This window comes from Flavobacterium johnsoniae UW101, assembly GCF_000016645.1.
In the GTDB taxonomy this organism is placed as follows: Bacteria; Bacteroidota; Bacteroidia; order Flavobacteriales; family Flavobacteriaceae; genus Flavobacterium; species Flavobacterium johnsoniae.
In genome coordinates, this window is sequence record NC_009441.1 from 952,295 (window position 1) to 966,113 (window position 13,819).

Annotated in this window: 14 protein-coding genes; 5 read left to right on the top strand and 9 right to left on the bottom strand. The window is 33.6% G+C overall.

Annotation, left to right across the window (positions count from 1 at the left end; genetic code table 11):
• The first annotated feature begins 1 nt into the window (after position 1).
• Positions 2 to 532 carry a hypothetical protein gene (locus FJOH_RS04390; RefSeq protein WP_012022928.1) on the top strand — a complete coding sequence of 177 codons (531 nt, stop codon included), beginning with the start codon at positions 2 to 4 and terminating at the stop codon, positions 530 to 532.
• A 127-nt stretch (positions 533 to 659) separates the two neighbouring features.
• On the opposite strand, the gene proC is transcribed toward FJOH_RS04390, so the two are convergent.
• From proC to FJOH_RS04435, 9 genes are all read right to left on the bottom strand, one after another.
• On the bottom strand, positions 660 to 1,436 hold the full coding sequence (gene proC / locus FJOH_RS04395; protein ID WP_012022929.1) for a pyrroline-5-carboxylate reductase: 777 nt from the start codon (positions 1,434 to 1,436) through the stop codon (positions 660 to 662).
• A gap of 113 nt (positions 1,437 to 1,549) precedes the next feature.
• A complete protein-coding gene (mgtE, locus tag FJOH_RS04400) occupies positions 1,550 to 2,899 on the bottom strand; it encodes a magnesium transporter (protein ID WP_012022930.1) in 1,350 nt (449 codons plus the stop codon).
• Positions 2,883 to 3,668, bottom strand: a complete 786-nt coding sequence (rsmA, locus tag FJOH_RS04405) for a 16S rRNA (adenine(1518)-N(6)/adenine(1519)-N(6))-dimethyltransferase RsmA (protein ID WP_012022931.1) — start codon at positions 3,666 to 3,668, stop codon at positions 2,883 to 2,885. The genes mgtE and rsmA overlap by 17 nt, the downstream gene beginning before the upstream one ends.
• A 209-nt stretch (positions 3,669 to 3,877) precedes the next feature.
• The gene (locus tag FJOH_RS04410; RefSeq protein WP_012022932.1) at positions 3,878 to 4,189 is read right to left on the bottom strand and encodes a DUF4286 family protein; all 312 of its coding nucleotides are present in this window, start codon (positions 4,187 to 4,189) and stop codon (positions 3,878 to 3,880) included.
• 140 nt (positions 4,190 to 4,329) lie between these two features.
• Entirely contained in the window at positions 4,330 to 6,111 is a 1,782-nt protein-coding gene (locus FJOH_RS04415; RefSeq protein ID WP_012022933.1) for a tetratricopeptide repeat protein, read from the bottom strand.
• 136 nt (positions 6,112 to 6,247) lie between these two features.
• Positions 6,248 to 7,519: a serine--tRNA ligase gene (gene serS, locus FJOH_RS04420; RefSeq protein ID WP_012022934.1), complete on the bottom strand. Its 1,272-nt coding sequence runs from the start codon at positions 7,517 to 7,519 to the stop codon at positions 6,248 to 6,250.
• A gap of 447 nt (positions 7,520 to 7,966) precedes the next feature.
• A complete protein-coding gene (locus FJOH_RS04425; RefSeq protein WP_012022935.1) occupies positions 7,967 to 9,376 on the bottom strand; it encodes a T9SS type A sorting domain-containing protein in 1,410 nt (469 codons plus the stop codon).
• A 25-nt stretch (positions 9,377 to 9,401) separates the two neighbouring features.
• Positions 9,402 to 10,298 (bottom strand): PA3715 family protein, encoded by an 897-nt coding sequence (locus FJOH_RS04430; RefSeq protein WP_012022936.1) that lies wholly within the window; start codon positions 10,296 to 10,298, stop codon positions 9,402 to 9,404.
• 161 nt (positions 10,299 to 10,459) lie between these two features.
• Positions 10,460 to 10,999 carry a DMP19 family protein gene (locus FJOH_RS04435; RefSeq protein WP_012022937.1) on the bottom strand — a complete coding sequence of 180 codons (540 nt, stop codon included), beginning with the start codon at positions 10,997 to 10,999 and terminating at the stop codon, positions 10,460 to 10,462.
• Between the two features lie 204 nt (positions 11,000 to 11,203).
• On the opposite strand from FJOH_RS04435, the gene FJOH_RS04440 reads away from it, so the two are divergent.
• The 4 genes from FJOH_RS04440 to FJOH_RS04455 all read left to right on the top strand — a co-directional run bounded on the left by FJOH_RS04440 (position 11,204) and on the right by FJOH_RS04455 (position 13,771).
• Entirely contained in the window at positions 11,204 to 11,947 is a 744-nt protein-coding gene (locus tag FJOH_RS04440) for a hypothetical protein (protein WP_012022938.1), read from the top strand.
• A gap of 132 nt (positions 11,948 to 12,079) precedes the next feature.
• Positions 12,080 to 12,526: a protease complex subunit PrcB family protein gene (locus tag FJOH_RS04445; protein WP_012022939.1), complete on the top strand. Its 447-nt coding sequence runs from the start codon at positions 12,080 to 12,082 to the stop codon at positions 12,524 to 12,526.
• Between the two features lie 182 nt (positions 12,527 to 12,708).
• Positions 12,709 to 13,200: a hypothetical protein gene (locus FJOH_RS04450; RefSeq protein ID WP_012022940.1), complete on the top strand. Its 492-nt coding sequence runs from the start codon at positions 12,709 to 12,711 to the stop codon at positions 13,198 to 13,200.
• 13 nt (positions 13,201 to 13,213) lie between these two features.
• Positions 13,214 to 13,771 (top strand): YdeI/OmpD-associated family protein, encoded by a 558-nt coding sequence (locus tag FJOH_RS04455; protein ID WP_012022941.1) that lies wholly within the window; start codon positions 13,214 to 13,216, stop codon positions 13,769 to 13,771.
• The last annotated feature ends 48 nt before the right edge of the window (positions 13,772 to 13,819 follow it).

The window sequence follows — 13,819 nt, forward strand, 5'->3', positions numbered from 1 at the left end:
AATGAATTTTATAAATAAACTTATCATACCAATTTCTGCAGTTTTAATAATTTCAGCCTGTAATACAAAAAAAGAATCTGAAGTTATCGAAACAAAAATTACAAAAGATACTATTGTACTTCCTGTAAAAAATAATGAGGAAACTGTTGAAGGTACTTATGAAACAAAAGCAGAAGAAAATGATTCTGGCGAATGCAGACTTACTTTGCAAATAACTAAAACTAAAAATGGGTATTCTTATTTTTTAAAAACAAAAAGCAGGGAACTGAAAGGGACCGCCACTTTTAAAGACCAAAATGGAGAAAAATATTTGGTTTTAGAAGGTATAAAATGGGCTGAATATGAAGGAGACATCAGTAATGAAGAAGAAAATGATTCTGTTTCAGATTCAAAAGATTTAGAAATCCCTGTTGGAATCAGTGCCAGCTATGTAAAAGATACACTTACAATTCAAAATTCTGGCAATTCAATGAATTATTACACGAAGCTTTCTGATTGTGACAGAAAGTATATAGAATTAATTAAAAAATAGCATTTCATACAAAGTATGTCATTTGGGTTGCGAGAAAACATGCTCAAATATATTACAAACAAAAAATCCCAAACTCCAACAAAGAATTGGAATTTGGAATTTTAAAAATATTCGAATTTCTTTAAAACTAGCCTTTGATTTGTTTCAAAGAAGTCTTGATTCCTTTAATTAAAGACGAACTGAAACCATTGTGTTCCATTTCATTTAAACCAACAATTGTACAACCTTGCGGCGTTGTTACACGGTCAATTAACTGTTCTGGGTGAACTCTTTCTTCTAAAAGCATTTTTGCAGCTCCTTTTACCGTTTGTGCAGCAATTGCGAGAGCGGTGTTTGAATCAAACCCAATTTCGATTCCTGCCTGCATAGAGGCACGAATATAACGCAAAGCATATGCAGTACCACATGCACCTAAAACTGTTGCTGCATCCATTAATTTTTCGTCGATTACAGGAGCTGTTCCCAAATCCTGAAATAAGTCTACAATTGGCGCCGCATTTTCTTTGTATTTTTCAGGAAAAGAAATACAAGTTGCCGATTCTCCAAACTGTGCCGCAATGTTTGGCATAATACGTACAACAGGATATTCGTTATTTGTCTTAGATTGAAGAATATCCAAAGACAAACCGCTTACAGCAGAAGCAATTGTTTTATTTTGAATTACCGGTAAGATCTCTGCCAAAACTGTATCAACCTGATACGGTTTTATGGTTAAGATCACTACATCAGCTTCCTGAATATTGTGTTTGTTATCGTTAGAAACTGTAATTCCGTATTCCGTTAAATATTGAATAGCGGCTATATTTCTTCTGGTTACAGTTACTTGATTGTTTTTAGAAAATTTTGCAATTCCCAAGGCAATAGAAACTCCAAGGTTTCCTCCCCCTATAATGTGTACTTTCATCCTGCTTGGTTTTAATTTATTTTGGCTGCTAAACAGCAGATTTTATCGGCGTGTAAATTACGCAGATTTTACAGATTTTAAATCACTGTAAGAGATCAATTTGTGGCAAAAATCTAAAAGCCGAGAATCATTTTTGCTACTCCAAAATAGAGCATGATACCAAAAACATCATTTGTTGTGGTAATAAAAGGACCTGTTGCAATAGCGGGGTCTATTTTATTTTTATGAAGAAAAAGCGGGACTAAAGTTCCTAAAGTTGCAGCAAACATAATAACTACAATCATAGAAATCGAAATAGCAATTCCCACTAAATATTGTCCGTACATAAGAGAATGATAGGCCAGCAAAAGCAATGAAATAATGCTTCCGGAAATCATCGAAACGGTAATTTCTTTGCTGAAATAACTTTTACTGAATTCTTTCAAAGTTCCGTTGGCCAAACCCTGAACTACGATTGCCGATGCCTGAACTCCAATATTTCCGGCTGTTGCCGAAAGCAGAGGCACAAAAATAATTAATGTTGAATATTTTTGAAAAGCGGTTTCATTATCTTTTAAAACAAAAGAAGCTACGATCTCTATCACCATACCTATTAAAAGCCAAGGCAGACGCGCTTTTGTTAATTCGAGAACGCTGTCATTTGTTTCAATGTCCTGTGTAATACCCGCAGCTAACTGGTAATCTTTATCGGCTTCTTCTTTAATTACGTCTACGATATCATCAATCGTGATTCTTCCAACCAGGCGTCCCAGTTCATCAACAACCGGAATTGCCTCTAAATCGTATTTCTGCATGATACGGGCAACTTCTACATCTTCAGTATCAACATTTACAAAATTCAATTTTCGTATATAAACTTCACCAATCTGGGTTTTGGTAGAAGAAGTCAGCAAGTCTTTAAGAGAAAGTCTCCCTTTTAAACGGTTTTCATCATCAACAACATAAATAGAATGTACTCTTGAAACATTTTCAGCCTGAATTCGCATTTCTTTTACGCAGGTCAAAACGTTCCAGTTTTCATTGACCTTTACAAGCTCTTTCCCCATTAAACCACCCGCCGTATTTTCGTCATAGCGTAATAACTCGACAATATCTTTGGCGTGTTCAACATCGACCATCTCAGAGATAACCTCAGCTTTGATTTCCTGAGAAAGCTCTGCGATAATATCTGCCGCGTCATTCGTTTCAAGTTCATCAAGCTCTTCGGCAATTTCTTTTGGTGAAAGTCGGCTTAAGATATTTTCACGCAGGTCTTCCTCTAATTCAAGAAGAATTTCAGCGGTTTTATCACTATCTAAAACTTTGAAAATGTAAGTTGCTTCGTCAAAATCTAATTCTTCAAGAATTTCGGCGATATCAGCGTGGTGAAGATCATTAAGTAAAACTTCAAGTTCATTGTCGTTTTTCTTAACGATTAGTTCCTCTAATTGGTGGATAAATTCTCTGCTAACTTTGAACTCCATCGGCTTCTATTTTTTGAGTCAAAACAATAAATTCCTCAACACTTAGCTGTTCGGGACGTTTATCAAAGATAATGTCTTCTCGCAGTTTATCTGATAAATTTAATGTTTTCAAACTGTTACGTAATGTTTTTCGTCTTTGCTGAAAAGCCGTTTTTACAACCGTAAAAAATAACTTTTCACCACACGGAAGACTATAATCTTCCTTTCGGGTCATTTTCATCACACCCGACTTAACCTTGGGCGGAGGAATAAAAACATTTTCGCTTACAGTAAACAAATACTCAGTATCATAGAAAGCCTGTGCCAGTACAGACAGGATTCCGTAGGTTTTTGATCCTTTTTTCTCGCAGATGCGTTCTGCAACTTCCTTTTGAAACATTCCTGAAAATTCAGGAATCTGATCTCTAAATTCTAATGTTCTAAAAACAATTTGAGATGAAATGTTATATGGGAAGTTACCAATTATAGCAAACTGCTTGTTTTCGTAAACCTGATTTATATTGTATTTCAGAAAGTCTTCTGAAATAATTTTATCTTTTAATTTTGGATAGTTTACACCCAAATACTCAACAGATTCTGTATCAATTTCAATTACTCGTGTATTAACAGGTTTGTCAAGTAAATATTTAGTAAGCACACCCATTCCAGGCCCTATTTCTAAAACCTCATCGTATCCCTTTAAACTCAAAGTATCGGCAATTGCTTTTGCAATGCTTTCGTCTTTAAGAAAGTGCTGTCCTAAATGTTTTTTGGCTTTTACTTTTTCCATTTTATCATTCTTGTTTTGCCACGAGGGCGCAAAAGTATTCTTTTGCTGTGAAGGGTCAAAGCTTATTTTACTTTTTTTGCCATAATGGCACAAAGACTCAAAGCTTTATATTTTTTTGCCGCGATTATCACAATTTTAAATCTAAATAATCTGTTTAATCTGCAGGCAATTCTGTTTTCTGAAAACTGAAAACCGAGAGTTAGAACTGATTAATGTTCTGAAACAACCTCAAGTTCTGTTCTAAAAGAAAGCATTTTATCTGCAAAGAGTTCTAAAGCTTCTTTATCAAATCTGGGCTGGTCTTCCAGATAATATTTCTCTAAAGTATCCTTACTGTCTGTTGTGTATTGTACAGAATAAGTAACTCCGCCCATTTCTTCTTCAACCAAAACTTTTACAATTCGTGCCGAAGAAAATTTTTGTGTCGCCAAAATTTCCGGTATGTGCTTTTCCTGCATCCATTTTAACCATTGATCGTGCGCGCTTTCGTGTATATTGGTGGTAACGTTAAAAATAATCATGTTTTTTAAAAGATTCTGAGATTCTAAGATTCTAAGTTTTCTTTTCTTAGACTCTTAAAATAAACATCTCATATTACTAAATTCATTTGTTTAATCATTAATTCGGTTAAACGGTTAAACAAATAACCAATTAAACCAAACTATAAATTCTTATCTCCTCTCAATTCCCGGTATTTTTTTCTGGCATCAACAAAGTAAATACTATCCTGATGGTTAAAAATTACCTTTTCATATAAAGGCTTGGCCTTTTCTACGTCTTTTAATTCGTCGTTGTAAATTTCTGCTGAGAAAAACAGCGCTTCGTCTACATAAATTCCGTCGCTGTGATTGTCTATTATTTGCTGGTATTGGCTTAAAGCCGAAGCAAAATCCTTTTGGCTTTCGTATATTTTACCTAAACGCAACAATGTTACAGCTTCTATTTCCTGACCTTTAAAGTTCTTTAAAATATTCTGAAACTGTGTAATAGCCTCTGGTTTTTTGTTCTGATAAAGTAAAAAATCGCCTTTTGCAAACTCCTTTAAGGCTGTTTGTGTCGAATCGGCAGCTGTATTATCATTTATCAGTAAGAAATATTCAAGAGCGTCGTTGGCAATTAATTGCGTGTTTGCCGATTTTAATTCTTTAAATTGTTTTAATGCCCATTCAAAATCGCCTTTGTAATAACTGGTTTTCGCAGCCTTTAAACTAGCTTCGTGTGACATGACATCATTCTTTAAATCTAACTGGATCTGCGAATAATAAATTAACGCCTGATTGTACTTTTCTTCTAAAAGCAGAATATCTGCAAGCTCCATTTTGGCATCAGCCTGCTGATAAGCATTTAAATTTAAAGTTAGAGCTTTCTTTACAACTGTTTTGGCTTCTTCTGTCTTTTTTAAATTAAAAGCCAAAAAATGAGCCTGAATTAATTGCAAAGATAAGGTAAAAGGAGTTACTTCGTAAGTAACCAATAATTGCTGCAGTTCGTTTGTAATGGCCGGATACTCTTTTTCCTGGGCTTTATCAATTTTAATCTGTATTAAACTTGCGTTGCTTTTAATAAGCAAATCGACATCTTTTGTATTTTGAAGAATAAAATTCAGGATTTCAGAAGCTGTTTCGGTATCATCTTCATTCAATGCAAACTGACTCAAATTTACAATGCTGATTAAAGATTCCGGTTCGCGTTTGTAAATCGCTTTTTCCTGAATAAATGCTTTTCCAAATTCTTTCTGCTGCACATAAAACCAGCTTAAGTAATGATTCCAAAAAACATCCTGATCTTTCTGGGTTCTTAAAATCAATGCTTTTCGCATCGCATCTTTAAAAGCCGTATTATCGGTTTCGCCATTCATAAAACGAGAAAGCTGCATTTGGATCAAATTAGCATTCTGCTGATTGTTATACGATTCTGTCAGCAAGAGATCAATCATCAAATCGGTTTTACCTAACTGGCCGTATAACATTCCAATTTGAAAATTGAAATTATAATTCGGCTGCACCTGCATTGCGGTTTGATAGGATTTTAGAGCATATTCTAATAAAACCTTTTTCTCAAATGCATTTCCAACTCCGTAAACATCATTGGGATTGGTTTTGATTTTTTCAATTGCCTGTTCGTAGTAACTTTTGGCTTTCGATTCGTTCTTCTGTAATTGATAATTGTATCCCAATTCAACCAAGAAAACGCCTTGTTTGTAGCGGTTGTATCGTTCCAGAATTGTTTTCTCTGCTATATCAAACTGCTGTAACTGCTGATAACAATCTATCGTTCTTAAAAAATATTGGGTATTGGATGGCGAGCCTCTTAAAAGATCTTCGTAGATCATCTTAGCTTTTTCAAAATCGCCTTTATCGTAGTAATTGTTCGCTAACTGTTCGTTTTGTGAGAACATAAGACCAGACCACAACAAAAAGATATAGATAAAGAGGTTTTTCATATTTCTGTTTTTTAATGTGGTATTTTTAGTTCAGTATTCAGTCACAGTTTACAGTCTCAGTAATCATTTCAGTCAAACTGTAAACTGTGACTGAAAACTGAAAACTGAGACCGCGACTGTAAACTATATACTAAAGTTAGTCAATTATATCAAATCCGCAGTAAGGACGTAAAACTTCTGGAATTACAATTCCTTCCGGTGTTTGGTAATTTTCTAAAATTCCGGCTAAAACTCTTGGCAATGCTAATGAACTTCCGTTTAATGTATGTGCTAATTGGTTTTTACCATCTTTATCTTTGAAACGCAATTTCAAACGATTTGCCTGAAAAGTTTCGAAATTAGAAACAGAACTAATTTCTAACCAGCGGTCCTGTGCTGTAGAAAATACTTCGAAATCATACGTCAATGCCGATGTGAAACCCATATCGCCTCCGCAAAGACGTAAAATTCTGTATGGCAATTTCAATTCCTGAAGAATGTTTTTAACATGCTCCACCATTCCGTCAAGCGCTGCGTATGAATTATCCGGATGCTCTACACGTACGATTTCTACTTTGTCAAATTGGTGTAAACGGTTTAATCCGCGAACGTGTGCTCCATAAGAACCAGCTTCACGACGGAAACATGGCGTATAAGCCGTATGTAAAATTGGCAGTTCGCTTTCGTTTAAAATAACATCACGGAACAAGTTCGTAACCGGAACCTCAGCCGTTGGAATTAAATATAAATCATCAACTCCGGCGTGGTACATCTGCCCTTCTTTATCTGGCAATTGTCCGGTTCCGTAACCTGAAGCTTCGTTTACCAAATGCGGCACCTGAACTTCGTTGTATCCTGCAGCTGTATTTTTATCTAAAAAATAGTTGATTAAAGCACGCTGTAAACGAGCTCCTTTTCCTTTGTAAACAGGAAAACCTGCACCCGTAATTTTTACACCCAATTCAAAATCGATGATATCGTATTTCTTTACCAATTCCCAGTGCGGCTGTGCGCCTTCGTGTAAAACCGGAATCTCACCTTCTTCAAAAACATTCAAATTGTCATCTGGAGTTTTTCCTTCAGGAACAATATCAGCCGGAAGATTTGGAAGTGTGTATAATTTATTTGTTAACTCAACTGCTAAAGCTTCTGCTTTTTCGCCAAGTTCTTTGCTTTTTTCTTTTAATGAAACCGTTTTTTCTTTTAAGATCGCTGCTTTAACTTTCTCTCCTGCTTTCATTAATTCGCCTATATCTTTGGACAATTTATTAGATTCAGCTAAAGTATTATCTAATTCCACTTGAGCTGCACGACGATTCTCGTCTAATTGCACCACCTCTTCAACAACGCTTTTAGCATCGATATTACGTTTTGCTAAAGCCTTGATTACTTTCTCCTGATTTTCTCTAATAAATGCGATTTGTAACATAGCTTGATTTTTATAACTATTGTATTTTTTTATAACGGAAGCAAATTTAAGGAAATGTTTGCTAAGATTACCTACAAAGTTTAGTCTAAAGTTATTTCGGGAATTAAGCAGAGATATGCGAAGGTTTTGCAAAGATGCGAGGGGAGTTTTTTAAGTTTTGAGATAAATAAATCTTAAAAAAGACGGAATATTTATAGAAATTAAATCATAGTATTCTTTAAAATGCTTAATGGTATAAAATCTATCGCTCCGATGGAGCTTAACTAACCGCTCAAAACAAATTGCTATAAATATTTAGCTCCTGCGGAGCATCTTCTTCTCTTTCTAAATCATTATTCTATTGATAAAAAAGCCCCAGAGGGGTATAATATTTATAGAAATTAAAACACCATATTGCTCAAAGCCCCAGCGGGGTGACATATCTTTTCAATAAAACATCTTGTAAACCTATTCTTTTATGACTTTAAAAGTTTCTACAGTTTCTCCAATAGTAGTTTTTAAAATATAAAACCCGGAATCAAGTCCGAGGATGTTTATTGTTCCGTCGCTGGTTTTTCCTTTTAAAACCGATTTTGATTCAAAATTAAAAAACTCAAAATCAAAGTTTTTTGAATTAAGATTCTCAACTGTAATTGTGGTTTGAGCCGGATTTGGAAAAACATACGGTTTGATTTTAACTTCTTTTTCCGGCTGGCGTTTATTACACGCATCTTCTAAAAGTGCGTCCAAATCAAATTCGTCGTAAGCTAAAGTATAATTGAGGTCTTTTGCTTTTTGAAATAATTCGCAGGCATCGTCATACTTTTTCTGATCCAGATAAATTATGCCGAGATTTTTCATTGCATACGAATTGTTTTTATCCATTTCTAATGCAGCTTTCAAATCGGCAATTCCCTTTTTGGATTCTCCCAGTTTATGATAAATTAATCCTCTGGTTGTTTTTAAATCTCTTCCTCCGTAAGCAGCTGTTCTTTCAATAATCTGCTTTTCGTATTGAAACGCTTTCTGGATATTTTCGAATGCTTTTTCATACTCGCCTTCATCACTCAATAATCTGGCAAGTCCCCAGTATGCGTGGGCATGGTCTGGTTTTTCGATTACAATTTTCTCTAAATAATAACGCGCCAAATCATTCATTTTCCTATTTTGCAACAATGTTGCGAAATTATATAAAATGCGATAATCATTGGGCGCGTTCTTAATTGCTTTATGATAATAATTTAGAGCAAACCCTTCCATTTCAAGCGCTGCGTAAATACTTGCCATTCGGTCATAAAGCTTACTGCGAAAAATAGCTGCCTTTTTTTGAGCCGAATCTGAAAATACTAATTTTTTATTTTTCGGATCTTTATCAATCGCATATTCAACCTTTTTTAAATCCTCAATCGCCAAAGTATTATTGCCAAGACTAATGCTTAAAACACCACGATTGTAAAGATCATTTATTTTTGTTGGATTAAAATTGGTTCTTGTATTAATATCCGTGAGCATTTTTAAGGCTTTGGTTACCGTTTCTTCTCGATCTTTATTAAACGGAAGTTTATGATCTGTCCTGCCGGTCATTTTTCCGTGTGCAAAATTCCACGTTACCAATTTTTCCCCCTGTTTATTATACTGAAAACAATCGCCGTCTTTTAATCCGTCTTTATCAAAATAGAAAACTTCATTTAGTTTCCCGTTCGAATAATAAGTTTTCGAGCTATCCGGTTTTTTATCTGCTCCATACCAAATCGCAACCGAAACTACTTTATCGTAATAAAAATATCGGGTAACATTATCAGATACCTCTTTTTCTTTTTCCTGAGCCAGCAGAAAAACAGGACAGATGAATAAGGCAAAAAGGATCTTTTTAAACATTTTTTAGTTTTAATGAAATACGAACTTATAAAAATCGGCTTCGATCGTCTTTATGAAATGAATAGGTTTTACCATCAAATTTTAATCTCTGAAATTCTTTTTTGACTTTTAAATCGCTTTTTTGCTGAATATCATTTTCTACATCTGCCTCAACAGCATCTTCGTAAGTAAAGATTTTAGAAACCATTAAGTCGTAAAAACCGTTTGTCTGCGTGTCTGAAATACTAATTCCGGCTTCTAGGGTTTCTATTTGATAAGTTCCTCCTCCGTTTGAATCTCCATTTGCAGATCGAATTGGATATTCATATAAAACCTTCTTCATTTTTTTTCCGTCGAAAGATATAATAGTAAATTTTTCTTCAGAATACATTACAACCCTGCTGTTCGAATATACTTCTGTAGTCAAAGCAATTGCACGGGTTGTATCGTTTAATTGCAGTAAATCTTTTAAAACATAAGTTTTGGCAGCTCTTAAACCATCATTTTCATAATAACCAAGATTTTTATCGTTTTCTTCTGCCAGGATTTTTCCGTCTTCGTTATTAACAAAAAGATACTTTCTCTGGTAGTAATTACCTAAATCTTCTTCATTTGATTTTGCTTTTTCAGATTTATTGATAATTGAAATAACGAAAAAAGTAACATTATCATTATAACGAATCGAACTTACATCTTCGGTTTTAATGGAAGCATATCTGATGTTTAAATTTTCTGCTGCTTTCTTGAGCAGACTCAAATCTAGTTCATCTGATGGGATAATGTATTCGCTTTTTTTAAAGATTAGCTTTTCGACTGCTTTGGGGCTTTCAGACTGAACTGCTAACGATGGGGCGTTTTCTTCAATAAGCTGTTTTTCATTCTTCCCGCAGGAGAACAAAAACAGAAAAGCGCCGCTGAGAATTAAGTAGGTTTTAATTTTCATTGGTTTTTGATTTTAAAATTAGGGCTATCAAATATAAAATATTCTGGCTAAGCTTTTTAAATTAAATCAAAAAAATACACTTATAAATTACAGATTCGCAAAAACTCCATTGAATTTGATTCGTAATTTTGTTTCAATCTCAGAATCTTAAACCTAAAAATTTAAGATCTTTTAATTTCATGTCCTGTAAATTCTTCCAAAACAGCAAAGATTTCATCTACAGCAAGCACCTCAAAATCAGGATGATTTTTCAGGAAATTGGCATTCAGCTCAACCAGATTTTCATCTAATTCAAAAAAAATGTTGTTATTTAAAGCATCACGAACCGGGTTTATGCCTTCTAATTTCCCTTTCAGAAATTTTCCCAGTTTAATATTGCTCATGATTCTAACCTTCTTGCTTTGTTCTAAAAACAATTCTAAATGTTTTTCAGCACCAATTAAAGCCAGACCCTCTTCAATAAGTTCATTTAATTCTTTGTTCCAGCCTGAGTTGTAAACAAACTGCGAAAAATTTCCTTCGGCATATTGCGAATAGTAATAATCGAGATAGTAACTCGTAAGCGCATCTTCGTGAATAAGCTCGTCGTCTACGCCTTCTTCGCGCATTAAGTTGATTATCGAAATATTGGAGTGAATAACATCCTGCAGATTTTCACTTTTCATTGCTGTTTCTGAAACTATAATTCTACCGAATTCCATTTGAGTTTGTATTTAGTGTTTTGTTTTGCAAAGTTGAGAGAAAATTTCACGCAACCATTAAAAAAAAAATCACATCTGTATAATTAAATAGCTTTTCATTCCCATAACGAGAATGTAAAAGATTATTTCTTCAGTTTTTACTAATACTCAAAAGCAATTTTTAATTATCTGCATTTAATAAATGCATGTTTAATCAGGCTAAATATGAAATTTTACGAAAGATATTTAAATGGAGAAACAAAAACCGTTTACAATGACATATATAAATTAGGTGATGATGCTTTTCTGCCGGAAAACATTATAGATATTGAGAACGTTTTAACCGAAACATTCGAAAGAACGGCACACAATCTTAATATTATTTATAAGGAACTTACCAATATAAATTACCTTTTTAAAACCAATTTTCAGTTCAATTTTGAACGTCCGTTAGTAAAACCGCTTTCAAACACAGATCAATTATTAGGCGAACTCGAAAAATCGGTGAAGCCATTTGGTTTTATTCCGGCATCGTTAAAAATGTTTTATAAAATTGTGGGTGCCTGCAATTTTGAATGGGATTACGATACAAATGAAAATTTTATCTGGGAACGTGCTGATCCAATTCAGATAGTAAGTCTTGACGATTTTGTTTCTCATGTTTCAGATGAAGACAGTCATGAAGTTTTTCAGGAATGTTTTAAAGAAGATGGTTTTGTTTCATTAGATCTTTCTTCAGATTATCTTCATAAAGACAATATTTGCGGTGGTCTGCCCTATTCACTCCAGATCACACCAAAGCAAAGTATCGATGCTCCTTTTTTACATGAAGAACACAATACTACTTTTATAAACTATTTGAGGATTTGTTTTGAAAACTGTGGTTTTTCAAGAATTACAAATCCCGATTATGCCAATGATTATCTTACTTTTTTTGAAAAAGTAAAGCCTCAGTTAAAAATGATATAACAGGCTGGAAATATTATTAAAACGTTACCAAATAAAAACTTAATATTGAAATACGCAACCATATAAATAAATCCCATCTGTTTAATAAATAGCATTTAACAAGAAATGTTAGTTAACTAAAACCAAAAAATTATGAAACAGATTTTATTTATTTTGAGTATTTTATTCACGCTTACAAGCTGCAGTAACGATGATTCGGCATCGTCAAAAGTAGAATTTACAGATCTGTATCATGCAGATTATTTTAACGGAGATTACAATAATCCAAAAGCAAATCTTGTTATTAAAGACCTGTCAGAATGGAACAAGTTATTGGTAAAACTGGATCTCAATATTAAACCTTGGCAAAACAGCATTAGCACCGATATTGACTTTGAAAAATATACTGTTATTGCAGTTATTGATGAAGTACGTAACTACGGCGGTTTCTCTATAGATATTACCGGAATTACCCAAACTGAAAATCGCATAGTAGTTAAAGTTGAACGATTAAATTCAGGAGGCCTTGCAACAGTAATCACACAGCCTTATCATATTGTTAAAATAGCAAAAACCAACAAAGAAGTAGTTTTCGAATAAATTTTTCATTTCTCTTATTTGTTATACTTTTATAAAACCATAAAGACACTGCATATTGTTTTTATGGTTTTATTATTTTAAACAATGGAAGACCTAACCACAACAATACAATATCTTTGTTCCTTTAATTATATATTTTGGCAGTTATTTTTATAAGAAATCGAAATTAAAAAGACAGACAAATGGGAGTTTTTAACCGGAACAAAAACAAATCTGAAAATATTGAGTTTGAAGAAGCTTTTTCTAGTCTAAAAAGAATGGGAGAAATTGTTCCGAGTGCGAAAAAAACCTTTGAATTACTGACAGAATTCAATTCAAGAACAACAGATTTTGAATGGAATAATTTGATTTCTGAATTTCATAAAATACAATACGCCTCTAACACCAACAGCTATTTTTATTTCTATCTGCCAATAGTCAGTTATATTTTGTATTACAAACCACAATACGAAAAAGAACTTCTGAGATATTTAATTGCGCCTAATTTTGCCAACGGAACATCTGAAACTGATGAAATGATTGAAATAATTCATGGCGCGATGAAATACAAACTCAACGAAAACCAATATTATTTAACTAAAGAAAGTAAACATTGGATTGAAAATGAACTTCCCCAATTACAGAAAGAAGTTAAACGGGAAATTGACGTTTGCTGGAAAGAATTAAATGAATAATAAAACTTAAAAAATGAACCCGACTTTCTTCGCAACTCAAGAAAAATTTAGAGAATGGCTGGAAAAGCATTATAAAAAAGAAACCGAACTGTTAGTAGGTTTTTATAAGGTGAACAGCAAAAAGCCGTCTATGTCCTGGTCAGAATCTGTAGATCAGGCGCTTTGTTTTGGCTGGATCGATGGTGTTCGAAGATCTATTGACGAAGAAAGTTATTCGATACGTTTTACTCCAAGAAAAAAATCAAGTATCTGGAGCGCCATCAACATTAAAAAAGTAGAAGCACTCACAAAAGCCGGATTGATGAAAGAAGAAGGCATAAAAGCTTTTGAATTAAGATCTGAAGAAAGATCCAAAATTTACTCGCATGAAAACGAAGCTTACGTTCTTGATCCCGAACTTGAAAAACAATTTAAAGCCCATAAAACAGCTTGGGAATATTTTAGCAGTCAGGCGCCATCATACAGAAAAGTAATAATACATGTGATTATGAGCGCCAAACAAGAAAAAACCAGAATTGCAAGATTGGAAAAAGCAATAAAATTTAGCGCTGAAGGAAAACGAATGTTGTAAAGGTTGTTGCTTTGATATTTTTTAAACTGTAACTTTATTCCGTCTAAA